General features: G+C 44.4%; 24 protein-coding genes. 21 read left to right on the top strand and 3 right to left on the bottom strand.

Translation table 11 applies throughout. The features are described 5' to 3' along the window. The first annotated feature begins 161 nt into the window (after positions 1 to 161). From NBH06_RS06760 to NBH06_RS06675, 18 genes are all read left to right on the top strand, one after another. Positions 162 to 512, top strand: coding sequence for an NADH-quinone oxidoreductase subunit A (locus NBH06_RS06760; protein ID WP_008862544.1), 351 nt, complete (start codon positions 162 to 164; stop codon positions 510 to 512). After that, positions 503 to 1,087 (top strand): NADH-quinone oxidoreductase subunit B, encoded by a 585-nt coding sequence (locus tag NBH06_RS06755; protein ID WP_008862543.1) that lies wholly within the window; start codon positions 503 to 505, stop codon positions 1,085 to 1,087. The genes NBH06_RS06760 and NBH06_RS06755 overlap by 10 nt, the downstream gene beginning before the upstream one ends. 14 nt (positions 1,088 to 1,101) lie before the next feature. Further along, a complete protein-coding gene (locus NBH06_RS06750; RefSeq protein ID WP_195343201.1) occupies positions 1,102 to 2,724 on the top strand; it encodes an NADH-quinone oxidoreductase subunit D-related protein in 1,623 nt (540 codons plus the stop codon). A 33-nt stretch (positions 2,725 to 2,757) separates the two neighbouring features. Continuing rightward, entirely contained in the window at positions 2,758 to 3,834 is a 1,077-nt protein-coding gene (gene nuoH, locus NBH06_RS06745) for an NADH-quinone oxidoreductase subunit NuoH (protein WP_021891103.1), read from the top strand. Positions 3,835 to 3,872: 38 nt separating this feature from the next. Beyond that, positions 3,873 to 5,384 carry a F0F1 ATP synthase subunit beta gene (gene atpD, locus NBH06_RS06740; RefSeq protein WP_008862540.1) on the top strand — a complete coding sequence of 504 codons (1,512 nt, stop codon included), beginning with the start codon at positions 3,873 to 3,875 and terminating at the stop codon, positions 5,382 to 5,384. A gap of 14 nt (positions 5,385 to 5,398) precedes the next feature. Beyond that, complete coding sequence (gene atpC / locus NBH06_RS06735; RefSeq protein WP_008862539.1) at positions 5,399 to 5,632, top strand: ATP synthase F1 subunit epsilon; 234 nt, start codon at positions 5,399 to 5,401, stop codon at positions 5,630 to 5,632. A gap of 16 nt (positions 5,633 to 5,648) precedes the next feature. After that, positions 5,649 to 6,728 (top strand): F0F1 ATP synthase subunit A, encoded by a 1,080-nt coding sequence (atpB, locus tag NBH06_RS06730; RefSeq protein ID WP_021891101.1) that lies wholly within the window; start codon positions 5,649 to 5,651, stop codon positions 6,726 to 6,728. A 26-nt stretch (positions 6,729 to 6,754) separates the two neighbouring features. Next, positions 6,755 to 7,009 carry an ATP synthase F0 subunit C gene (atpE, locus tag NBH06_RS06725; RefSeq protein WP_008862537.1) on the top strand — a complete coding sequence of 85 codons (255 nt, stop codon included), beginning with the start codon at positions 6,755 to 6,757 and terminating at the stop codon, positions 7,007 to 7,009. A 3-nt stretch (positions 7,010 to 7,012) separates the two neighbouring features. Then, positions 7,013 to 7,510 (top strand): F0F1 ATP synthase subunit B, encoded by a 498-nt coding sequence (gene atpF, locus NBH06_RS06720; RefSeq protein WP_008862536.1) that lies wholly within the window; start codon positions 7,013 to 7,015, stop codon positions 7,508 to 7,510. Positions 7,511 to 7,516: 6 nt separating this feature from the next. After that, positions 7,517 to 8,059, top strand: a complete 543-nt coding sequence (locus NBH06_RS06715) for a F0F1 ATP synthase subunit delta (protein ID WP_021891100.1) — start codon at positions 7,517 to 7,519, stop codon at positions 8,057 to 8,059. Position 8,060: 1 nt separating this feature from the next. Beyond that, on the top strand, positions 8,061 to 9,638 hold the full coding sequence (gene atpA / locus NBH06_RS06710; protein ID WP_250793457.1) for a F0F1 ATP synthase subunit alpha: 1,578 nt from the start codon (positions 8,061 to 8,063) through the stop codon (positions 9,636 to 9,638). A gap of 3 nt (positions 9,639 to 9,641) precedes the next feature. After that, positions 9,642 to 10,526 carry an ATP synthase F1 subunit gamma gene (atpG, locus tag NBH06_RS06705; RefSeq protein WP_250793455.1) on the top strand — a complete coding sequence of 295 codons (885 nt, stop codon included), beginning with the start codon at positions 9,642 to 9,644 and terminating at the stop codon, positions 10,524 to 10,526. A gap of 93 nt (positions 10,527 to 10,619) precedes the next feature. Continuing rightward, on the top strand, positions 10,620 to 11,087 hold the full coding sequence (locus NBH06_RS06700; RefSeq protein WP_008862532.1) for a NuoI/complex I 23 kDa subunit family protein: 468 nt from the start codon (positions 10,620 to 10,622) through the stop codon (positions 11,085 to 11,087). An 8-nt stretch (positions 11,088 to 11,095) separates the two neighbouring features. Further along, positions 11,096 to 11,614, top strand: a complete 519-nt coding sequence (locus NBH06_RS06695; protein ID WP_008862531.1) for an NADH-quinone oxidoreductase subunit J family protein — start codon at positions 11,096 to 11,098, stop codon at positions 11,612 to 11,614. A 6-nt stretch (positions 11,615 to 11,620) separates the two neighbouring features. Further along, positions 11,621 to 11,932, top strand: coding sequence for an NADH-quinone oxidoreductase subunit NuoK (gene nuoK / locus NBH06_RS06690; protein ID WP_008862530.1), 312 nt, complete (start codon positions 11,621 to 11,623; stop codon positions 11,930 to 11,932). Between the two features lie 5 nt (positions 11,933 to 11,937). Beyond that, complete coding sequence (gene nuoL / locus NBH06_RS06685) at positions 11,938 to 13,845, top strand: NADH-quinone oxidoreductase subunit L (RefSeq protein ID WP_250793453.1); 1,908 nt, start codon at positions 11,938 to 11,940, stop codon at positions 13,843 to 13,845. A 35-nt stretch (positions 13,846 to 13,880) separates the two neighbouring features. Beyond that, a complete protein-coding gene (locus tag NBH06_RS06680) occupies positions 13,881 to 15,371 on the top strand; it encodes a complex I subunit 4 family protein (protein WP_008862528.1) in 1,491 nt (496 codons plus the stop codon). A gap of 11 nt (positions 15,372 to 15,382) precedes the next feature. After that, positions 15,383 to 16,816: an NADH-quinone oxidoreductase subunit N gene (locus NBH06_RS06675; protein WP_008862527.1), complete on the top strand. Its 1,434-nt coding sequence runs from the start codon at positions 15,383 to 15,385 to the stop codon at positions 16,814 to 16,816. A gap of 111 nt (positions 16,817 to 16,927) precedes the next feature. Here the strand turns inward: NBH06_RS06675 and NBH06_RS06670 are convergent, their stop codons facing one another. Further along, positions 16,928 to 17,797, bottom strand: coding sequence for an AraC family transcriptional regulator (locus NBH06_RS06670; protein WP_250793451.1), 870 nt, complete (start codon positions 17,795 to 17,797; stop codon positions 16,928 to 16,930). A 139-nt stretch (positions 17,798 to 17,936) separates the two neighbouring features. Between NBH06_RS06670 and NBH06_RS06665 the strand changes: the two genes are divergently transcribed. Further along, positions 17,937 to 19,880, top strand: a complete 1,944-nt coding sequence (locus NBH06_RS06665; RefSeq protein ID WP_250793449.1) for an alkyl/aryl-sulfatase — start codon at positions 17,937 to 17,939, stop codon at positions 19,878 to 19,880. A gap of 230 nt (positions 19,881 to 20,110) precedes the next feature. Here NBH06_RS06665 and NBH06_RS06660 read toward each other — a convergent pair whose 3' ends face one another. Both NBH06_RS06660 and pta read right to left on the bottom strand, forming a co-directional pair. After that, positions 20,111 to 21,319, bottom strand: a complete 1,209-nt coding sequence (locus NBH06_RS06660; protein ID WP_250793447.1) for an acetate kinase — start codon at positions 21,317 to 21,319, stop codon at positions 20,111 to 20,113. Between the two features lie 16 nt (positions 21,320 to 21,335). Continuing rightward, the gene (gene pta, locus NBH06_RS06655; protein WP_008862523.1) at positions 21,336 to 22,343 is read right to left on the bottom strand and encodes a phosphate acetyltransferase; all 1,008 of its coding nucleotides are present in this window, start codon (positions 22,341 to 22,343) and stop codon (positions 21,336 to 21,338) included. A 229-nt stretch (positions 22,344 to 22,572) separates the two neighbouring features. Here pta and NBH06_RS06650 point away from each other — a divergent pair, with 229 nt between their 5' ends. After that, positions 22,573 to 22,956 (top strand): START-like domain-containing protein, encoded by a 384-nt coding sequence (locus tag NBH06_RS06650; protein WP_008862522.1) that lies wholly within the window; start codon positions 22,573 to 22,575, stop codon positions 22,954 to 22,956. Between the two features lie 120 nt (positions 22,957 to 23,076). After that, positions 23,077 to 25,020 (top strand): LptF/LptG family permease, encoded by a 1,944-nt coding sequence (locus NBH06_RS06645; protein ID WP_195634596.1) that lies wholly within the window; start codon positions 23,077 to 23,079, stop codon positions 25,018 to 25,020. Positions 25,021 to 25,022 lie beyond the last annotated feature (2 nt).

The following is a 25,022-nucleotide window of genomic DNA, read 5'->3' as shown; positions in this document are numbered from 1 at the left end:
GAGACTAATACCGGAATGGAGCGATGTCGTATTTCTTTTTCTTATGAAAAGAGAAAGATTTTTTATTTATAGACGATCGGGCCTTGTATTGTCGTTTTGGCAATATGGGGCTTTGTCATTTGGAGAAAAGAATAAAAATTAAATACAAACTAAATTAACGTATGAATTCTGCACTATTTGTAGTTGTATTGATTACCGGATTAGCGTTGGTGGGCGCGGCTTTGTTGATTGCAGGGCTTATTTCGCCTCGCTCGTTCAACCCACAGAAAGGTGAGGCTTATGAGTGTGGTATCCCATCGCGCGGCGAATCTTGGATGCAGTTTAAGGTAGGTTACTACTTGTTTGCCATTCTGTATTTGATGTTCGACGTAGAAACGGTATTCTTGTTCCCGTGGGCGGTTATATTGAAAGATTTAGGTGTAGCCGGATTATTTAATATTTTATTTTTCATGGTTATACTTGTTTTAGGACTGGTATATGCATGGAAGAAAGGAGCACTCGAATGGAAGTGAAAATTAAATCGATGAAGTATGAAGACTTCAAAGACAATGAATATATTGAACATCTTGTTGATGAGCTCAAAGCCTCTCATACCAATGTGGTGGTGGGATGCTTGGACGAACTTATTAACTGGGGGCGGTCTAACTCTTTGTGGCCGCTTACCTTTGCGACAAGTTGCTGTGGTATCGAGTTCATGTCGCTCGGCGCAGCGCGGTACGATATGGCCCGTTTCGGGTTTGAGGTAGCTCGTGCCAGTCCGCGTCAGGCCGATTTTGTAATGGTAGCCGGTACGATTGTACATCGTATGGCTCCCGTTCTTAAACGTTTGTATGACCAGTTGGCCGAACCGAAATATGTGGTAGCTGTCGGTGGATGTGCCGTTTCGGGCGGACCGTTTAAAAATTCGTATCACGTGTTGAAAGGTGTAGATGAGATTCTTCCGGTCGATGTGTATATACCGGGGTGTCCTCCTCGTCCCGAGGCTATGTTTTATGGTTTGATGCAATTACAACGTAAGGTAAAAGTCGAGAAATTCTTTGGCGGAGTCAATCGTCAAGAAAAGCGAGAGAAAGTATTCGGAAAATAATATAAGTTACCTATATGGCAAACATACAGCAAGAAATAAGTAGTTTTCTGCCGGAGGCTACCTTCGTGGAAGGGACTATTTTGGAAGTGTCGGTTCCTGATGCCAAGTGGCATGATTTAGCGCTTTATTTGCATAATCAACGGCACTTCGATTATTTGGTTTCTATTGTGGGCATGGACTGGGGCGAGACCGTGGGTTGTGTCTACTATTTGACTTCTACCGTCGATAATTCACAAGTTTCGGTTAAAATAGAGACCGCAGATAGAGAGAATCCTCTGCTTCATTCTGTTTCGGATATTTGGAAATCCGCGAATTTATACGAACGTGAAGTCTATGATTTTTTTGGAATTCGTTTTATCAACCACCCCGATATGCGTCGGCTGTTTTTGCGTAATGACTGGGTTGGGTATCCTTTCCGAAAAGATTATAATGCAGACCCTGAATTGAATCCTATTCGATTGGAACATGAGTCTGTCGATGATGTCACACACTCCGTTGTCGAAACGGAAGATGGAAAGCTCGAAGAACGGACGAATACGATATTTTCTCCTCAGGAATTCGTGGTAAATATCGGTCCTCAACATCCTGCGACTCATGGTGTGTTGCGTTTACGTACCTCTCTCGATGGCGAGACGGTTAAAAAAATCGATGTGTATTGCGGTTATGTGCATAGGGGAATAGAGAAACTTTGCGAGTCTCTTACCTATCCTCAGACTCTTCACTTCGCCGATCGTCTCGATTATTTGTCTGCTCAGCAGAACCGGCATGCGGTCTGTCTTTGTATAGAAGATGCCTTGCAAGTAGAAGTGCCCGCACGCGCACAGTATATACGTACGATCATGGACGAGTTGATGCGTATTTCTTCGCACTTGTTATTCTGGTCCACATTCTGTATGGACTTGGGAGGAACGACAGCATTCTTCTATGGTTTCCGCGATAGAGAAAAGATTCTTGATATATTTGAGGAAACGTGTGGTGCGCGTATGACTTTCAATTACTATACGATTGGAGGTTTGATGGCCGATTTACACCCCGATTTCCAGCGTAAGGTCAAAGAGTTTTGTGCCTATATGCCGGCTAAGTTGAAAGAGTACCACACGTTGTTTACCGGTAATGTCATTGCCCAACAACGTATGAAAGGAGTGGGAGTTCTTTCTCGCGAGGATGCTATTTCGTATGGAATTGCGGGACCGTCGGGGCGTGCTTCGGGTTGGGCTTGCGACGTGCGTAAGAATCACCCGTATGCAATGTATGACAAGGTGGAATTTAATCAGGTTATCCGTACGGAGGGAGATGTTTTTGCCCGTTACATGGTACGCTTAGATGAAATATTGGAATCTATACATATCATAGAGCAATTGATCGACAATATCCCCGAGGGTGATTATGCCGTTAAGATGAAGCCTATTATCAAGCTGCCCGAAGGCCGTTATTTCCGCCAAGTAGAGGCCAGTCGTGGTCCGTTGGGTATTTTTATCGAAAGTCATGGAGATAAGAATCCTTATCGTTTGAAGATAAATTCGGCATGCTTGCCGCTGGTTGCTGGTCTCGATCCAATGTGTCGCAATGGAAAGATCGCCGATTTGATTGCTATCGGAGGGTCGCTTGACTATGTAATCCCCGATATGGACAGATAATTGAGTAATAAAAAATAAATTAAAGAATAAGTTATGTTCGACTTTTCGATAGTTACCCACTGGATCGATAATTTGTTGAGAAGTGTAATGCCCGGTTGGGGAGCTTTACTTGTTGAATTCGTATTGGTAGGCGTGGTGCTGTTGCTGTTGTATGCAGTTTTGGCATTGTTCTATATATATTTTGAGCGTAAGGTCTGTGCCTTTTTCCAATGCCGTTTAGGTCCGAATCGTGTAGGTCCTTATGGTATTATTCAGAGTGTTGCCGATATGTTCAAGATATTGATTAAGGAGTTGATTACTTTGAATCATATCGATAAGTTCTTATTTAATTTGGCTCCTTATTTGGTAATCGTCGCTTCCATGTTGGCCTTTGGTTGTTTGCCTTTTGGAAGGGGATTACAAGTTATCGATTTTAATATCGGCGTGTTCTTCCTGATCGCCGTTTCGTCCATAGGAGTGTTGGGTATTTTGTTGGCCGGTTGGTCCAGTAACAATAAATTTACACTTATCGGTGCTATTCGAAGCGGTGCTCAAATGGTGAGTTACGAGCTTTCGATCGGGTTGTCTGTATTGACGATGGTCGTCTTTGCCGGAACAATGTCGATAACCGGTATAGTAGAAGCTCAGACTAACGGTTGGTTCTTGTTTACAGGCCATATCCCGGCGATAGTCGCGTTTTTGATTTATTTGGTTGCCGGTACGGCCGAGACCAATCGTGGTCCGTTCGACTTGCCCGAAGCCGAGAGCGAGTTGACAGCCGGATACCACACAGAATATTCGGGTATTCATTTCGGATTTTTCTACTTGGCTGAGTATTTGAATCTGTTTATTGTGTCGGGTATGGCTACATTGCTTTTCTTGGGCGGTTGGATGCCATTCCACATACCGGGTTGGGAAGGTTTTAACCATATTATGGATTATATTCCGTCTGTGATTTGGTTCTTTGGAAAAGCGATACTTGTTTCGTTTGTGATTATTTGGTTCAAGTGGACATTCCCCCGTTTGAGAATAGACCAATTATTGCGGCTCGAATGGAAATATTTATTACCTTTGAACTTGATTAATCTCTTTATTATGGTGCTTATTGTGATTTACGGATTGCACTTTTAATGAATTAAAAATATAATACTGATAATAGAGGTAAAGCTATGGCAGATAAATTTGGATATATCACGCAGGTCATCGGGCCGGTTGTCGATGTCGCTTTTGAAGGCGAAGGCAATGAAGTACCTCCCATATATGCCGCTCTTAAAATCGAACGAGAGAACGGGGCAGAGCTGATTGTCGAGGTAGAACAACATATCGGTGAAAATACGGTGCGTTGTGTAGCGATGGATTCTACCGATGGACTGAAACGGGGTATGAAGGCTATCGACTTGCAAAGACCGTTATCGATGCCTACCGGTTCGCAAGTGAAAGGTCGGTTGATGAATGTCATCGGTGAAACGATCGACCACCTTCCTGCATTGGATTATACCGAATTAAAATCGATTCATCAGGAGGCTCCGGCTTTCGACGATCTCTCTATCAGTACCGAGATGCTTTATACGGGAATCAAGGTGATCGATTTACTCGAACCGTATTCGAAAGGTGGAAAGATCGGTTTGTTCGGAGGGGCAGGTGTTGGTAAGACCGTATTGATTATGGAACTTATCAACAATATAGCCAAAGGGCACAACGGTTTTTCGGTGTTTACCGGAGTGGGGGAACGTACCCGTGAAGGTAACGACCTTTTACGTGAGATGATCGAGTCGGGAGTTATGTCGTACGGCGATAAATTCAAAGAAGGCATGGAACGGGGTGAGTGGAATCTGCGTGATGTCGATATGGAGAAAGTGAATGAATCGCAGGCAACGTTGGTGTTCGGTCAGATGAACGAACCGCCGGGAGCCCGTCTGCGTGTCGCTTTGTCTGGGTTGACGGTTGCTGAACAGTTCCGTGATTCCGATGGCGGAGGTAAAGAGATCCTATTGTTTATTGACAATATATTCCGTTTCACTCAGGCGGGGTCCGAAGTTTCGGCATTGTTGGGTCGTATGCCTTCTGCCGTGGGATATCAACCTACTTTGGCTTCCGAGATGGGTAAGTTGCAAGAACGTATTACGTCTACGAAGCAGGGATCTATTACATCGGTACAGGCCATTTATGTACCGGCCGATGACTTGACCGACCCGGCTCCGGCGACTACATTTAGCTTTTTGGATGCTACGACGGTATTGAGCCGTAAGATTTCTGAGTTAGGTATCTATCCGGCAGTGGATCCGTTGGAGTCTACGTCCCGAATCCTCGATCCGAATATTGTAGGCGAGGAACACTATCAGGTCGCTCAGGGTGTAAAACAGCTTTTACAGCATTATAACGAATTGCAGGATATTATCGCCATTTTGGGTGTCGATGAGTTGTCGGACGAAGACAAACTGGTGGTGAATCGTGCTCGTCGGGCACAGCGGTTTTTGTCGCAACCTTTCCACGTGGCCGAGCAGTTTACCGGTCTTCAAGGTGTGATGGTTCCGTTGGAAGAGACTATCCGCGGGTTTAAGATGATTCTTAACGGCGAGATGGACGAATATCCCGAACAAGCATTCTTGAACGTGGGTACAATAGACGAGGCCATTGCCAAAGGTAAGAAGTTGTTAGAACAAGCGAAGACCGCTCACTAATAAAAACGAGAATTATGGTACTTGAAATTATATCTTCGGAACAAATCCTTTTTAAAGGAGAAGTCGAATCGGTTACCCTGCCGGGAGCAAAAGGTTCGTTTACAGTTCTTGAAAATCATGCATCGTTGATTTCTACGCTCGATGCCGGTACCATTGAGTATGTAACGGCCGGTGAGCGGCATTCGGTATCCGTCGGTGGCGGGTTTGTCGATGTGGATAATAATCGTGTAGCAGTTTGTGTACGGTAATTGGAGTAAAAAAAAGATGAGAAAACAAATCGCATACATAGTCGCTTTTTTGTTAACGGTATTTTCGTTCCCGCTGTCGGCACAGGAAAAGGCCGATGGTGAAGGAGAAAAGGCCTTTGACCCGAAAGAGACAATTTTTGAGCACCTGCTCGATGGCTATGGTTGGGAATTACCTTTCTCGCATGAGCATAAAATCCCACTTCCGGTTATCGTGCGGGATTATAAGGGCGATTGGAAAATATTCGGGTCGCATCGGCTTGAACACGGGCAGACTTATGAAGGTTTTTATGTCGCTCAGGACGGCCCGAATAAAGGAAAGGTCGAGAGTGTCGATGATCGGGGAAATCGTTATCGTCCGCTCGATTTGTCGATTACCAAAAATGTGTTGGCGTTGATTATAGCGGCTTTCATTTGCGGGTGGTGTGTGCTTTCGGTGGCTCATTGGTATAGAAAGAAACGTTTCAAAGCCCCTAAAAAAGGTGTAGGAGCCATAGAATTTCTTATCGAGTTCGTTTATACGGGCGTGATAAAAAGCACATTGGGCGATAAAGCACCTCGTTTTGCCCCTTATTTATTGACCGTATTTTTCTTTATCCTTTTGATGAACCTGTTAGGGCTGATCGTAATTTTCCCCGGTGGCGCTAATTTGACGGGTAATATAGCCGTTACTATGGTTCTTGCTTTGTGTACATTTATCGTAGTAAATGTGCGCGGAACAAAAGAATATTGGAAAGAAATATTTTGGCCCGATGTACCGTTGTGGTTGAAGTTCCCGTTACCTATCATGCCCTTGATCGAGGTGTTCGGAATATTTACTAAACCGGCGGCTTTGATGGTGCGTTTGTTTGCCAATATGATGGGCGGGCATATGATTATATTGTCGCTTATATCGCTCATTTTCATTTTTGGAGCATTCGGAGCGGTTGTTATAGGGGCAACGACAGTCGTATCGGTGTTGTTCTCTTTGTTTATGTTGCTTATAGATACGTTGGTATCGTTTATTCAAGCCTATGTGTTTACCATGCTTTCGACTCTGTTCATAGCTTTGGCACAAGTCGATGGGCATCATGAAGGAAAAGTGGAAGAAATAAAATAATGTATAATCTCTAAACAACAAACATTATGTTAGGAATGATTTTATTACAAGCAGCAGCCGGTGCAAGTCTGGCTAAGTTGGGCGCCTGTATCGGCGCTGGTATCGCCGCTATTGCAGCAGGTATTGGTATTGGTAAGATCGGTTCATCGGCGATGGATGCCATAGCTCGTCAGCCCGAAGCCAGCGGTGATATCCGAAGCAACATGATCGTGATTGCCGCTCTTGTAGAAGGTGTTGCATTGTTCGCTGTGATTGTTTGCGTGATGTCATTATTCCTCTAAGATATGGAACTGTTCACGCCCGAATTCGGCTTGGTATTTTGGATGTTCGTTGTCTTCGTCATCCTTTTTGCCATTCTTGCGAAGTTTGCTTGGCCCTATATTATCCGCAGTCTCGACGAACGTGCCGAGCTTATCGATAAGGGGGTTGAGTATGCACAAGAGGCAAAAGCGCAATTAGACAACGCACAAGCGGATGCCAAAGCTCTTTTGGTCGAAGCGCAGAAACAACAGATGGAGATTCTGCACGAAGCTGCCCAGATGAAAACTCATATCATAGAGGAGGCTCGTCAGGCAGCCTCGGTAGAGGCGAAGAAAGTAATGGACGCTGCGGCCGTGTCGATTGAGCAAGCTCGAAAAGAGTCAGAACTTCAATTCCGCCGCGAGGTAAGTGAGTTTGCCCTGCAAATTGCAGAAAAAATGATGCGTAAGCAACTTTCTGATGACAAAACGCAGGTCGAAATGATCGACAAACTGTTGAATGAAATTGAGAATCAAAACTAATAGGATATGAACGAAGGGTTAATACCGAGCCGATATGCGAAAGCTCTTTATAAGTATGCTCAGGAGCATCATGTGGCCGCTCCTATTTACGAAGAGATGAAACGGCTTGATGCAGCTTTTGCAACTCATACCGAGTTGTCTAAGGCACTGAGTAACCCGGCTCTCTCTGCTGCGGATAAGGTGCGGGTATTGTCATCGGCTTTCGGTGAAAAGCCCGACGATTATCTTCTCCGTTTTGTTCAGTTAGTGATTAGGAACCGTCGCGAAACGTTTGCAAGAGCCATTGCTTTGGCTTATCAGGATATTTACCGGCGAGCTAATCATATAGCTCGTGTTACGATAATAACTGCTGTTGCTTTGGATAAGGAAGTTCTCGACCGTATAGGTGATCTCATGAAAAAGCAAACGGATAAGACGTTGGAATTCGTTTATGAAATAGATCCTTCTATCATCGGCGGATTTATTTTACGGGTGGATTCGATGCAATTAGATGCTTCGGTAAATAGTGAATTAAAGAAATTGCGTTTGAAATTGCTAAACAGCAAATGATATGATTAAACCCAGTGAAATATCGGATATTTTAAAAAAGCAACTCGATGAAGTCGATTCCAAAATCAATTTCGAGGAAGTGGGTACTGTTCTCGAAGTGGGTGATGGGGTGGCTCATGTCTATGGACTCGAAAATGTGCGGTCAAGCGAACTTATCGAGTTTGAGAATGGAGTGCACGGAGTTGCGATGAACCTCGAAGAGAGCAATGTGGGTGTCATTTTGCTCGATAATGTCGATAAGGTTACCGAAAATATGACGGCTCGTCGTACGGGAGAGATTGCCTCTCTTCCTGTTGGCGAAGGATTGCTAGGGCGGGTCATCAATACGTTGGGTGAACCCATTGACGGGGCCGGTCCCATTCAGGGTGATTTGATTCGATTGCCTCTTGAACGTAAGGCTCCGGGTGTTATTTTCCGTCAGCCGGTGAACGAGCCTTTGCAGACCGGTATCAAGGCGATAGACTCTATGGTTCCTATCGGCCGTGGACAGAGAGAGTTGATCATCGGCGACCGTCAAATCGGGAAAACGGCTATCGCCATCGATACGATTATCAATCAACGAGATAATTATAAAAACGGTAACCCCTTGTATTGTATTTACGTAGCTATCGGTCAGAAGGCTTCTTCTGTGGCTGCGTTGGTGAATACATTGAAAGAGCACGGAGCGCTCGATTATACGGTCGTTTTGGCAGCGAACGCTTCCGATTCGGCTGCTATGCGTTATTATGCGCCTTTTGCGGGGGCTGCTATCGGGGAGTACTTCCGGGATAGCGGGCGTCATGCATTGGTAATTTATGACGACTTATCGAAGCAGGCGGTTTCCTATCGTGAAATTTCGTTGATTCTTCGTCGTCCTTCCGGTCGTGAGGCCTATCCGGGCGATATATTCTATTTGCATTCCCGTTTGCTCGAAAGGGCTGCTAAGATTATCAATAATGACGAGGTTGCTTCTTCGATGAACGATTTGCCCGAGGTGATGAAACCGATGGTGAAAGGTGGCGGATCTTTGACGGCATTGCCTATTATCGAGACACAGGCCGGAGACGTTTCGGCTTATATCCCTACGAACGTGATTTCGATTACCGACGGACAGATATTCTTGGAAACGGCATTGTTTAACCAAGGGGTACGTCCGGCTATCAATGTGGGTATCTCTGTTTCCCGTGTAGGTGGTAACGCTCAGGTAAAAGCCATGAAGAAGATTGCCGGTACATTGAAAATAGATCAAGCTCAGTTCCGTGAGCTCGAATCGTTTACAAAATTCGGTGGCGATGTCGATTCTGTGACGGCCATGACAATCGATAAAGGGCGTAAGAACGAACGTATTCTTATACAGCCTCAGTATTCGCCGGTTCCCGTGGAAGAGGAAATCGCTATTATATATTGCGGTACACAGGGATTGTTGCACAATGTCCCGATGGACAAGGTAGCCGAGTTTGAAAAATTGTATTTGCAAATATTGAAATCAAAATATAGCCACGAAGTGATGGACGAATTGCGTGCAGGACATCTTGACGACAAGATTGCTGCTCTCATGACCGAAGTTGCCGAAGAGGTTGCTAATCGATTTAAGGCATAAACTATGGCATCAATGCGCGACTTAAAAGGAAGAATCGGTTCGGTCGCTTCTTCCGAAAAAATAACCGGTGCGATGAAGATGATTTCATCGGCCAAGATGCATAAGGCCGAGTCGGCTTTGCGTCGTGTACGGCCTTTCAGGGATCAGATTCAAAACACCATCGATCACCTTATTTCGGCTGATGCTGAATATAGTTCTCCGCTTACCGAGATTCGTCCCGTAAAGCGGAGGGCGATTGTTTTGCTCAGCTCGGACGAGGGATTGTGTGGCGCATTTAATATGAATCTTTTTAAACGCACGCTCGAAATTATCAATCAGGCACGAATGGCAGAGACCGAAAATCCAGTCATGTTTGTTGTTTATCCGATTGGAAAGAAAGCCTCTAAATTCGCTCAAAAACTTGTGGGAGATAATGTCGAGATTGCTACTGCCGATGAGATGACCGCTAAAAGCTCTGCCGAGGATATCGCCCGTTTTACCGGAGAATTGACGCGGGAGTTTATTGCCGGAAAAGTCGATTGCGTGGAAGTTGTATATACTCATTATAAAAGCGCGAGCAAACAGATTTTAGCGACTCGTCAATTATTGCCGATTGCCGCCGATGATTTGGCGACGGGTGAAAAAGTCGAGCGTAATAAACCTTATTTGTTCGAGCCCGATGTGAATACGATCTATAATGAGGTATTACCGCTTTATGTTCTGTCGAGTATGCAGGAGGCTATCTGTTCCAATCGGGTGTCAGAACAGGCGGCCCGGGTGATGGCCATGCAGTCGGCGAACGATAATGCGAAAGAATTGTTGGACGAACTGCAATTGGAATATAATAAACTGCGTCAGCAGAGTATTACGTCCGAATTGTTAGATATTATCGGAGGAAAAGTAGATTGAAATCAAGGGGCTTGAAGAACCAAGCTCTTTTTTATGAACGAAATAAACCATAGTGTTAACTAATAAAAATAGAAGAGTTCTATAAAGAAATTTATGGGAAGTTTTAAAAATTACATCACATCTTTCTGGAAAGGATTACTGAGCCTTCTTAAAGGAATGGGGGTTACCGGTAAGTATTTTTTCAGCCGGAAAGTTACCGAACAGTACCCTGAGAATAGGGCTACATTGAAAATCCCCGAGCGTTTCAGAGGTACGTTAACTTTGATTTATGACGAAAACGGACAGCACAAGTGCATTGCGTGCGGTATTTGTCAGATGAATTGCCCGAATGGGACAATCAAAATCGAGGCTTCGAAAATTACCACCGAAGATGGTAAGACGAAACGAGTGTTAGATAAATATGTGTATGATTTGGGTAGTTGCACCTTTTGCCAATTGTGTGTGACTACATGTCCTCACCATGCTATCAAATTTACAAACGAGTTTGAGCATGCCGTTTATACGCGTGAGAAGTTGGTGAAACAACTGAATCGTACCGATAACCCAACAGAAAATAATTGATTAACATTATGGAACAAATAGCAAATCAAGTTATCTTCGGCTTGCTTGCATTGGTCATCGTGGTTTGTTCGATTCTTACGGTAACCACGCGGCGCATATTGCGGGCGGCTACTTACCTTCTGTTTGTGCTTTTTGCGACGGCGGGTATCTATTTCCAGCTTGACTATACATTTTTAGGAGCCGTGCAATTGGCCGTTTATGCCGGTGGTATCGTAGTCTTGTTCGTCTTCTCTATCTTATTGACGAGTCACCCGGGAGACAAATCGGAATTGTTGACACCTAAAAAACGTGTAGTAGGTCTTATTGCTTCGATATTCGGTGCAATCGTGTGCGGATATACATTATTTACTTATCCGTTTTTCACGAAACCGCTTACCAGCGTAATTACCGGAGAGGTAGATATGAAAGAAATAGGGCATGCTCTTATGGGTATGGACAAGTTTCAGTATCTGTTGCCTTTCGAAGCTGTCAGTGTGTTGTTATTAGCTTGTATCATCGGTGGCATTATGATTGCCCGTAAAAGATAAGAGACTATGGAAATACCAATGATTGCCTATTTGGTGGTAAGTACCATCATGTTTTTTGCCGGAGTTTACGGGTTCGTCACACGTAAAAATATGCTGGCTATGCTCATTTCCCTTGAATTGATGCTGAATGCGGTGGATATCAATTTTGTGGTGTTTAACCGTTACCTTTATCCCGAGGCATTGGAGGGATTCTTTTTCACCCTCTTTGCAATAGGCATCGCCGCTGCCGAGACAGCGCTTGCCATTGCGATCATTATCAATATTTTCCGTCATATACGGAATGTTGAAGTGCGTAACCTTGATAAAATGAAATATTGATCGATATGGAATATTCAGTTATAATACTTTTACTTCCGCTTTGCATGTTCCTGTTTTTGGGACTTGTGGGGCATAAGTTGAGCGAACGTGTTGCCGGGATATTGGGAACAATCGGATTGTCGGTAGCTGCCGTTTTGGCTTATGTAGTGGCGTTCAACTATTTTACCATGCCCCGCAATGCAGAAGGCGTTTTCGATACCTTGCAGCCGATCAATTTCGAATGGTTGCGTTTTACAGAACATTTGCATATTGACTTGGGTATTTTATTAGACCCTATTTCCGTGATGATGCTGGTTGTTATCACAACCGTGTCGTTGATGGTTCATATTTATAGTATGGGCTATATGCACGGAGAAAAAGGGTTCCAGCGTTATTATGCGTTTTTGTCGTTGTTCAGCTTCTCCATGTTGGGGTTGGTGGTAGCGACGAACATTTTCCAAATGTATATTTTCTGGGAGTTGGTAGGTGTTTCTTCCTATTTGCTCATCGGATTTTATTATACTAAGCCGGCGGCTGTATCTGCTTCTAAGAAGGCTTTTATCGTTACCCGTTTCGCCGACTTGGGCTTTTTGATCGGTATTCTTATCCTCTCGTTCTTTACCGAGACTTTCGATTTTGCTACATTGATGTCCAATCCTTCGGCATTGGTGAGCGAAACGGCCGGCATGACCTTTATGGGCTGTTCGGTAGCCGCTTGGGCTATGGCTCTTATCTTTATGGGAGGTGCAGGTAAGTCGGCTATGTTCCCGTTGCATATATGGTTGCCCGATGCGATGGAAGGTCCTACTCCTGTATCGGCGCTTATCCATGCCGCTACGATGGTTGTCGCCGGTGTTTATTTGGTAGCTCGGTTGTTCCCTATGTATTGTGCCGTGCCCGAAGTGCTCGAACTGATTACATGGGTAGGAGCCATTACCGCTCTTTATGCTGCTGTCGTTGCTTGCGTGCAAACCGATATTAAACGGGTGCTCGCTTTCTCGACCATTTCTCAGATCGCTTTCATGATGGTAGCGTTGGGAGTTGCCTCCGATGTCGATTTGCACACCGGACTCGGTTACATGGCTTCCATGTTCCACTTGTTCACGCACGCCATGTTTAAAGCGTTGCTTTTCTTGGGTGCGGGTTGCATTATCCATGCCGTTCACTCCAACGAAATGTCCGAGATGGGAAACCTTCGCAAATATATGCCTGTGACCCATATCACGTTCCTTATCGCATGTTTGGCTATTGCCGGTATTCCTCCGTTCTCGGGATTTTTCAGTAAAGACGAAATCTTAACCGCCGCATTCGAAAAGAGTGCGTTCTGGGGCGTTTGGATGACGGCTGTCGCCGGTCTGACGGCTTTTTACATGTTCCGCTTGTATTACTGTATCTTCTGGTGGAGCAAACCTTCTTACGAACATCATACTCCGCACGAGGCTCCTGCTGCCATGTATTTGCCTTTGGTATTTCTCGCGTTGGTTACGTGTGTTGCCGGATTCATTCCTTTCGGAGAATTCGTATCGGTAAACGGCGAGGCCTATCATATACATCTCGACTGGTCGGTAGCGACTACAAGTATTATAGTCGCAGTAGCCGCTATCGCTTTGGCTACATGGATGTACCTCTCGGAAAATACCAAACCCAAAGCTCTTGCCGATAAGTTCCGTGCTTTGCATACGGCGGCTTATCATCGATTCTATATGGACGAGCTCTATATGTGGGTGACTCATAAAGTGATATTCCAGCGAATTTGTCGGCCTATCGCATGGTTCGATCGTCATATCGTCGATGGCACGATGAATATGTTGGCGACCGTTACCAACGGGGTTTCCTACGGCATACGCAAGTTGCAGTCGGGCTATATCCAGTGGTATGTATGGGTATTCATTATGGGTGCATTGTTAATCGCCGTATTGGCCATGTGTTTTTAACTGATGGTTGAACGATAAAATATTAAAGAAACACTATGAATTTTCTATCATTATTTGTGCTTATCCCTCTCTTGATGATGCTGGGTCTTTGGATCGCAAGAGATATGAAACAGATACGAACGGTAGCGGTTATCGGTTCGACCATTTTGTTGGCGTTGTCTGTATATACTCTCGTTGAGTTTTTGGCCGAACGCGCTGCCGGAAATACGGCTACAATGCTGTTTACCGATAGCAGAATGTGGTATGCTCCGTTAAATATTCACTATGCTGTGGGTGTGGACGGAGTGTCGGTGGCCATGCTATTGCTTTCTTCTATTATTGTATTTGCCGGAGTGTTCGCTTCTTGGAAGATAAATCCTCTTCCCAAAGAATATTTCTTGTGGTTCATGTTGTTGTCTACCGGTGTATTCGGTTTCTTTATTTCGGTAGACCTTTTCACTATGTTCATGTTCTACGAAGTGGCGCTTATTCCCATGTACTTATTGATAGGTGTTTGGGGAAGCGGCAGAAAGAACTATTCGGCAATGAAACTGACCTTGATGTTGATGGGTGGTTCTGCTTTGTTGATGATCGGTATCTTGGGTATCTATTATCAATCGGGGCTCCATTCGATGAATGTAGTCGAAATTGCCGAGCACGGTAATATCCCCATGAACTGGCAATACTTCTTGTTCCCGATGACTTTCGTGGGATTCGGCGTGTTGGGGGCTATGTTCCCGTTCCACACATGGTCGCCCGATGGTCACGCTTCGGCTCCTACGGCAGTGTCTATGTTGCATGCCGGCGTATTGATGAAATTAGGAGGATACGGTTGTTTCCGTGTAGCCATTTATCTGATGCCTCAGGCTGCGACCGAACTAGCTTGGATATTTTTAATACTTACCGGTATTAGTGTTGTTTACGGAGCGTTTAGCGCTTGTGTTCAGACCGACCTCAAATACATCAACGCTTACTCTTCGGTGAGTCACTGCGGTTTGGTTTTGTTCGCCATATTGATGTTGAACACGACGGCTATGACCGGAGCCGTGATGCAGATGCTTTCTCACGGTTTGATGACCGCTCTTTTCTTTGCCCTCATCGGTATGATTTATGGACGTACACACACCCGTGATATTCGGGAGATGGGAGGTTTGATGCAAATCATGCCGTTCCTTTCGGTTTGTTACGTGATTGCCGGTTTGGCTTCGTTGGGTCTCCCGGGATTGAGCGGCTTCGTTGCCGAAATGACTATATTTGTCGGTTCGTTCGAGCATACAGATACGTTCCACCGAGTGTTTACCATTGTAGCTTGTACTTCGATTGTGATTACAGCGGTTTATATTTTGCGGGTTGTCGGCAAACTTTTGTTCGGCGCTGTTCAGAATGAACATCACCGGGAGTTGACCGATGCCGAATGGTGGGAACGTCTGTCGGCTATTACCTTGATCGTATGCGTGGCCGCTATCGGCTGTTTCCCGAATTGGATTTCCGATTTAATTCGTCAAGGTGTGGAACCTATAACTAATTTGTTGTCTCAAGCTCTTTAATAAAACAGTATATGGACTATTCACAGTTTTTAATTATGCGCGGAGAAATATCGCTGCTGCTTGTGTTTTTGCTGATATTTCTTTTTGACACCTTTGGAGGGAAAAAGAGCCTCAAAGGATTATCCATTACGGCATGCGTTTTATTCGCCCTGCATACGGTTTGGAATATAATACCGGTCGATTCTGCTACGGCGTTCGGGGGTATGTATCAGACTTCTCCCATAGCTTCGATGGTTAAAACCGTACTCAATATAGGCACATTGATTGTTTTGTTACAATCCATTTCGTGGTCTGATACCCCCGATGTCAAATTGCGCCGAGGAGAGTTTTACGAATTGTTATTGGTTACCTTGTTCGGTATGTATTTAATGGTTTCGTCGGGACACTTCTTGCTGTTCTTTATCGGACTCGAAACTGCATCGTTACCGATGGCCGCTTTGATAGCCATCAATAAGAAAGATACGGAATCGTATGAGGCGGGAGCCAAATACCTCTTTACGGCGGTTTTCTCTTCGGCTGTCTTCCTGTTAGGGCTTTCGTTCCTCTATGGAGTATCGGGCTCTCTCTATTTCGGCGATATAGCCGTAGCGATTGCATCTAATCACACGCCACTGTTGATTGCTACGCTCGTTTTTGTACTGGCCGGTATGGGATTCAAACTTTCGTTGGTCCCGTTCCATTTGTGGACAGCCGATGTTTATCAAGGAGCTCCCACACAGGTGACTTCTTATTTGTCGGTTATATCGAAAGGGGCTGCTGCTTTTGCATTGATGTTGATACTTTACAAAGTCTTCTTCCTCGATCCTGTCATCTGGCAAGGTATCATGTGGGCTTTGATCGTATTGACCATTACAGTGGGTAACTTGTTCGCTATTCGTCAGAAGAACCTGAAACGCTTTTTGGCTTTCTCTTCTATCTCTCAGGCAGGATATATTATGTTGGGTATTATAGCAGGTTCGGCACAGGGTATGGCCGCATTGGTTTACTATGTGCTGGTGTACATATTCTCCAACTTGGCTGCATTCGGTGTGATATCGTCTGTTGAGCGTAGTAGTGGAAAAGTAGGAATGGACGACTATAACGGTCTGTACAAAACCAATCCCAAGTTGAGTGTCGTTATGATGTTGGCGATGTTCTCTTTGGCGGGAATTCCTCCCTTTGCCGGATTTTTCAGCAAATTCTTCATTTTTGCTTCAGCTATCCATTCGGGATTTTATATTTTAGTACTTATCGCCTTGTTGAACACCATTATTTCGCTTTATTACTATTTGTTGGTGGTAAAAGCAATGTTCATCAACAACGAGAACGATTGCGCCATAGCTCCGTTCCGTAGCGATAACGCTTCTCGTGTCAGCCTGATTGTTTGTGTTGCCGGTATTTTACTGTTGGGAATCGTAAGTTGTGTCTATACCTACTTCACGGATCTCAGCTTGATAGGAGCTTAATGATAGAATAAAGAGCAAAATAATTCCTTGTATCATATTAGACAGATGGCAGACAGCTATCTGTCTAATTTTTTTGTATGAAGTCATACAGGTAGCGAATATTAGCGACTATCATGTGTTACTCATAGAAATTTTGCGGTATCTTTCGGGCGATATGCCTGCCACTCTACTAAAATATTTTGAGAATAGAGATTGGTCGTTGAAACCCAATTCATAGGCGATTTCTTTAATTGACATAGGGGAGTTGCGTAGAAGAATTTGAGCTTCGAGTACGGTATATTCCTCGATCCATTGTGAGGCACTGCGACCGCTTGCTTGTCGGATAACAGTTGTCAGGTGTCGTGGAGTCAGAGACAGAGCATCGGCATAGAATGAAACACGCCGATGCTGTCGGTAATTGGTGTGCAGTGAATCTAAGAAATTATAGAGAATCTTTTTGCTGTGCGAGGCAGGTGCTGCGGTTGCTTCCCGGTTTTGGCAGATATTGCGTATTTGAAAAAATAGACCGACGATGAGGGGATATAAAGTCCCTATCGGATCATGTTCCGTAGTATCGGCACAAAGGCAAAGCAGTTCATGAAAGCGAGCAAGCCGATTTCGCTCCTCTTCCGTAACGACGATGAAAGCATCGCGCGCGGCAATTGAGCTTAATGTTCGTTCTGTAAAGAGTAATTGCCTCCAAAAGGATTTGGATAATAGCAGTCCGACGCATAGAAAATCGGGACTCCGTTTTACAATGCGACAGGCACATGGAACAGTGAAGCATAGTAAATGCTCCTTATCGAAATGATAGGTTTGTAAATTGATTTCTATTTCCATTTCCCCATTCCAACATAAAAAGAGACATGGAACATCGATTTTGACCGGATAGGCATGTGTGCCAAACAAATCCTTTTCGCGCCATATTACGAAGGGTCTCTCTCCATCGTCGAGTTGCATACGCCTTAATAGAGTTTCAAATGTAAAAATCTGGTCTTGCATACAAAAAGACATTATTTCTTAAAATATATAAGGAATTATATAGGATAATCGTACAAAAATACAAAATATACGCAGAATAATACATTGCCGGATCCAGCATATCTCCGTTACTTTGTCGTGTAATCAAATTTAGAGAATAATGAAACGAAAAATTTTGAGTATTGCGCTTGGTTTGGTAGTTGTACCGTCGACAATTATGGCGCAGACAGCAGCGACAGAGCATACGATACATGCTAACGAGGCTGTAAAAACAGAGTTGGATTTCAATGACCGTCAGGATTTCGAGGATGCCAGTCGGGGATTCATCGCGACAGTTAACACTTCGGCCATCATGACCGAAGATGGGAAGGAGTCCTATTCGCTCGAAGGTTGGGATTTCTTGAAAAACGATATTCCCGAAACTGCGAATCCGAGTCTTTGGCGACAGTCGCAGCTCAATCGCTTCAACGGTCTTTTTGAGGTCATTCCAGATAAACTCTATCAGGTTCGTGGTTTCGATATCGCCAATATGACCTTTATTCGTTCTGATCATGGTTGGATTATTATTGATGTAACAACGACCAATGCAGCTGCAAAAGCTGGTTATGACCTCATTAAGAAACACGTGGCCGATCTGCCGGTTGAAGGGGTTATCTTTACCCACCCGCACGGCGACCATTACGGCGGTATTGCAGCTATTCGCGAGGGGTCATCGAAGAAAGATTTCGAAATCATTGCGCCCAAAGGGTTCATGGCATCGGCTCAAAACGAAAATGTGCTAGCCGGTGTGGCAATGACTCGTCGGGCTACTTATATGTACGGTCTGCAATTGGAGCCGAGTGTTACGGGCAATCTCGGCTGTGGCTTAGGACAGGCTATGTCTACCGGTAGTAAAGGTATTGCACGCCCGACAATCGAGATCGAAACCACCGGTGAGAAACATACGATTGATGGAGTAGAGATGGAATTTGTCTATGTACTTGATACGGAAGCTCCGGTAGAAATTATGGTATGGTTTCCTCAAATGAAAGCATTCTGTACAGCCGAGGATATGACGCATAATATGCACAATCTGCAAACTTTGCGCGGTGCAAAGGTCCGTAACGGTTTGTTGTGGAGCAAAGCCGTGGATACGGCTATCGAACGTTATGGTGATGAAGTGGAGGTTTCGTTTGCCACACATCATTGGCCGACATGGGGAAATGAACGCATCGTAGATTATTGGGAGGCACAACGCGATTTATACCGGTATTTGCACGACCAAACCTTGCACATGGCCAATCGAGGTCTGACTCCGAATGAAATTGCCGAAGAAATGCAATTGCCTGCTTCTCTCGCTTCGCAGTTCCATTGTCGGGGTTATTATGGCACATTGAGTCATAACGTAAAGTCTCAGTATGATCTTTATTTCGGTTGGTTCGACGGAAACCCTGCACACTTGAATCCGCTGCCCCCTACGGAACTCGGAACTAAGTATGTCGAGGCAATCGGAGGTGCGGAAAAGGTTCTTGAAGTGGCCCGGGCTTCTTATGATAAGGGCGATTATCGTTGGGTTGCAACTCTGCTTGACCATCTTGTATTTGCGGAGCCGCAGAATATGGAGGCTCGTCGTCTGTTGGCTGATACCTACACACAACTGGGGTATCAGGCCGAGAGCGGTCCGTGGCGCAACTTCTATCTGACCGGCGCTCGTGACCTGCTGAAAAGCGATGTCCCTTATACTTCACAGCTCATCAACGATGGTGTGTTGGCGCAGATGGATATGGGAATGTTACTCGATTATTGCGCGATTCAGTTGAATGGAGAAAAGGCCGCAGACAAAGAGGCAGTCATCAATATAGACTTCACAGATACGAACGACAAAGTTGTGCTTATATTGAATAATGGTGTTTTGAACCATCGCTTGAATCGACAGGAGAAGGAGGCAGACCTTACGTTGAGTATCGCCAAAATGGATTTCGTAAAGCTGTTCTTTGGACGTACTGATACCGAGGCCTTACGTAATGCTGGCAAGATTAAGATGCAAGGAGATGAGAAGGCTATTGAAATGCTTCGCTGTTGTTTTGAAGCTGCCGATTCAAACTTCAAAATCGTACTGCCTTAAAAATTGGACGTGATATAGTAGTTTCCGGCGGAGGTATAAAATTTACCTCCGCCGGTTTGTTTATAAAATTATAAGTACGTATAGACCGGTTAGGTAATCTGACGATTGTTGAGATAGCGAAAGTAATGATGGAGAACCCATTTCTCAATTAAAACTCCCAGATTAATTTTGAATCAGGAAAATAAAAAAGGCGTACAGTACGTACGCCTTTTCTCAATATGTATAAAGTTTTATTGCATTTTGCCGGACAGAACGGCTTTTGTATCCGAAGCAATCATGTATTCTTCGTCTGTGGGAATGACGACTACTTTTACTTTTGATGCCGGGGTGCTTATCACACATTCCGTTCCATGAATCTGTTTATTTATTTCGGGATCGATTTCTACTCCCATAAAAGCCAACGGTTTACATACGGCTTCGCGCGTTACGGTTTGATTTTCGCCTACACCTCCGGTAAAGACGATGATATCTACTCCGCCTAACACCGCAGCATAAGCTCCTATGTATTTGGTGATTCGGTATTCATACATTTGTAACGCCAAAATAGCCCGTTCGTTTTTTGCGGCGACTCCGGCTTCTATGTCTCTCATGTCGGAAGATAATCCCGATATACCAGCCACTCCGCTTTTTTTATTCACCAAATTTGCTACTCCGGCAGAATCGAGGTGTTCTTTGTCCATTAAATAGGTGAGGACTCCTGCATCGACATCGCCCGACCGAGTTCCCATCATTAATCCTTCAACCGGAGTCATACCCATAGAGGTGTCGACAGACTTCCCGTCTTTAATCGCCGTAATGGAACCTCCGTTTCCGATATGGCAGGTAATTATGCGTTGTTTCTCGTAGGGCACTCCTAAAAACTCGCAAGCTCGTTTCGATACGTAACGATGACTTGTTCCGTGGAATCCATATCGGCGTATCCCGTATTTTTTATATAAATCGTAGGGAAGGGCATACATGTAGGCATGCGCGGGCATGGTTTGGTGGAATGCCGTATCGAATACTCCTACTTGCGGAACCGTAGGCATCAATTTGGATATTGCTTCGATACCCGCCATGTTGACAGGATTGTGCAACGGCGCTATATCGTAACATTCTTTTATTTTTTCGATAACTTCGTCTGTGATGAGCACGCTTTTGTTGAATTTTTCTCCACCGTGCACGACCCGATGGCCGACAGCATCGATTTCATCGAACGACTCGATACACCCATATTCTTTACCGGTGAGTACATTCAGTATGTTTTGGATAGCCGAATGGTGTTCCGGCATACTGGTTTTCAAAATTACTTTTTCTCCGTTGGGCAAAGTTAGTTTCAAGAAAGAATCTTCCAATCCTATTTTTTCTGCTCCTCCTTGTGCCAATACGGACTTGGAGTCGATGTCGAATAATTTGTATTTTACCGACGAGCTACCGCAATTTAATACTAATATTTTCATAAGGCATGCATTAAGGTTATTTTTTCAAACTGATGGCTTGATTACAAGTAATGGCTATCATTTTATAGATATCATCGACCGAACAACCTCTGGAAAGATCGTTGACCGGTGCGGCGATTCCTTGAAGAATAGGACCTACGGCTTCGGCATGAGCCAACCTTTGAACCAGTTTATAAGCGATGTTGCCTACTTCGAGCGAAGGAAATACCAGTACATTCGCATGTCCGGCAATCTCGCTACCCGGAGCTTTGCTTGCTCCTACGGCAGGAACAATCGCTGCGTCGGTTTGCAACTCTCCATCGATTTTTAGAGAAGGTTCCATCTCTTTGGCCAGTCGGGTAGCCTCCACTACTTTATCGACCATTTCATGGCTGGCACTGCCTTTTGACGAGAAACTCAACATGGCGATACGTGGATCGATGTTAGCGATATCTCGGGCTGTTTTTGCAGTGGATACAGCTATTTGGGCGAGTTCCGAAGCTGTCGGGTTGGGTAATACGGCACAATCGGCGAAAACCATCAATCCGTCTTCTCCGTATGAACGATCGGGGACAAACATGAGGAATGCTCCCGAAACGACCTTTACGCCGGGAGCGGTTTTGATAATTTGAAAAGCCGACCGTAACACATTACCTGTCGTGTTACGAGCTCCGGCAACTTCGCCGTCGGCATCTCCGTTTTTAATCATGAGGCAACCGAGGAAAAGAGGGTCTTCGACCATCTTTTCTGCTTTTTCGAGGGTTACGCCTTTGGCTTTTCTTAGTTCATATAGAAGTTGAGTATATGTTTCTTTTTTTTCGTGGTTTGCAGGATTTACCAGAGTCGCCTTGTCGATGTGTTTTAGCTTGTACCGATCGGCAAGTTCCATAATTTCAGACGGTTCCCCGATGAGTATAATATCGGCGATGTTGTCGGCCAATATTCGGTCGGCTGCTTGTAAAGTACGTTCTTCCGTTCCTTCGGGTAAAACAATACGCTGTTTGTTTGCTCGGGCTTGTTCTACCATTCGTTCCATTAAATTCATAGTCGGATTGGTTTATGTGTTATTTAGACATTGCAAATGTAGTAATAAAATGTAATATCAAGATTGCAATTTAGGGTAAATATTATATAAAAATATCCCGAATTTTCTTTTTATATTTATTTTTTCTTGTTTTGCTATGTAAGATAAAAATAATATCTATATATTAGCCCCGAAAAAGAAAGAACTTTAATCGAAATGAAGCGGGAAATACTATAATATTGAGAGATTTATGAATAAGGAAAAGTTTATTGTAGAGTATGATTTAAAAAGTGTTTCTCCAACTTTGTTGTGGTCGTATATAGGAACGAAGAACGGATTGGCCGATTGGTTTGCCGACGATGTGCAAAACGAAGAGAAATTATTTACTTTTTTTTGGAATAAGTCTTCTCAGCAGGCTCATCAGATAGCCGTGCGTAGCGGGAGTTATATTCGGTTTCATTGGTCGGACGATGAAGATGAGAAAAGTTTTTTTGAACTTCGCATATCTTCTTCGGAATTAACCGGGGCGACTATGCTGGTTATTACCGATTTCGCATATCCCGACGAGATGGCGGACAGCCGTGGTTTATGGGACCACCAGATAGAGACTCTCCGTCGTAAATTGGGTGTATGACTTTTCTTGAAGAGGTTGAAGGGGAAGTTTTAATTTAGTGTTCTTCCGCAATAATCGTTATCGGCTGTTCGGAAATTCATTTTTTTGCGCTACTTTTGCATTCTGATAACCGGCGAAAGAATGTTCTATATCAAACGACTATACAGGTTTATTCTGAAAAGTTTCTTGCCCCTGTTTCTGATGACATTCTTCATCTGCCTTTTCATCGTGTTGATGCAATTCCTGTGGAGGTATGTCGATGAGATGGTGGGGAAGGGATTGGAAATGTCCGTATTGGCCGAGTTGTTTTTCTATGCCGCTGTGACAATGGTTCCTATGGCTTTGCCGTTGGCTATTTTGTTAGCGTCGTTGATGACTTTCGGTAATTTGGGAGAACGGTTGGAATTATTAGCGATAAAGGCGGCGGGTATTTCTTTGCTCCAAATCATGCGGCCGTTGGTTATTTTTCTTATATTTGTCGCTATCGGGGCTTTCTTTTTCCAGAATAATGTTTTGCCGAAATCTCAGGTAAAGATGTGGACATTGCTTTATTCCATGCGGCAAAAATCTCCCGAACTCGATATTCCCGAGGGTGTATTTTATGATCAGATTAGCGGGTATAACCTTTATGTGAAAAAGAAAGATCATAAAACGGGTATGCTCTATGATGTCATGATTTATGATATGTCGGCCGGATTCGACAATGCCATGATTATTTTAGCCGATTCCGGGAAGTTGAAAATGACCGATGATAAGGAACATCTTTTCTTAACGTTATATAGCGGGGAATCTTTTGAAAATCTCAGGGATCAAAGGACGAGCACCAGCAATATTCCCTATCGACGGGAGACCTTCTCGTTGAAGGAGATTATGATTGCATTCGATGCCAATTTCAACCGAATGGACGATGGTATCATGCAGAACCAATACATAGGAAAAGACTTGGCGGCATTGCAATCTTCTATCGACTCGATGACTTATCGGGTAGATAGTATCGGAAATAATTATGCCAATAGCTTGAAAGTATCGGGGTATTTTGCTTTATACGACCGTCCGGGCATGCATGTTTCGAAAGAGGATTCGATACGCGAGCAGAAGGCTGTCGCCGAGGCTGCGGAGTTGAATCTCGATAGTTTGTTCGACGGCGGCAGCCTCCAACGCAAGCAGTTGTATTTGGACCGTGCCGTGGCAAGAGCCGGACGATATAAATCGGATTATGAATTTCGCAGCTATACGATGGGCGATGAAAATAAAGTCATCAGGCGTCACCAGATCGAGATGTACAAAAAGTTTACGCTTTCGTTTGCCTGTATCATTTTCTTTTTCATAGGGGCTCCGCTCGGGGCTATTATCCGCAAAGGGGGATTGGGAATGCCGGTGGTGGTGTCGGTATTTATGTTTATCTTTTATTATATTATCGATAACAGCGGTTATAAGTTGGCAAGGGACGGACGTTGGGAAGTGTGGGAAGGTATGTGGCTCAGTTCTGCGGTGCTTCTACCATTGGGTATATTCTTGACCTATAAGGCGGTGAAAGATTCGGCCGTGTTTAACCCCGACGTGTATATCAATTTTTTCAGAAAATTGATCGGTCGCCAAGAATTGCGTAAGGTTGTTTTGAAAGAGGTGATTATCGAGGATATGAATCCGATGGAAGCCATTGAAAGGGCTCATCGTTTGTCTGATTCTTGTCAGCGGTTCCTTGATAAGGTGGGACGGAAGCGTCAGTCTTATTGGAAATATTGTTTGTACGGATATAACAAATCGGATATAATCGCATTGGGAAACCAAATTAACGAACTGGTCGATTATGTCTCGAACAGCCATAGTCAGATGGTGATTAGTAAGCTGATGGATTATCCTGTTTTGCGTAACTTGTGGGTTTATCGTCCGGCTCCATCGGTGAAATGGGGTTATGTATTGGCGGCTCTTTTCCCGATAGGCTTGTTGTTGTATTGGATAGGTTCACGGCAGCAACGACTGTTGCGGAATGAAGTGGAAGCTATCGTTCACACGAATGAAGAGTTGTGCGTACAGTTGGAGAAAGAGGAGAACGATAGAATTGAAGAAAATAAAACTGTATAGAT

It is taken from the genome of Barnesiella sp. B2-R-119, assembly GCF_023656675.1.
In the GTDB taxonomy this organism is placed as follows: domain Bacteria; phylum Bacteroidota; class Bacteroidia; order Bacteroidales; family Barnesiellaceae; genus Barnesiella; species Barnesiella intestinihominis.
This window is presented reverse-complemented; position numbering and strand designations above follow the sequence as displayed.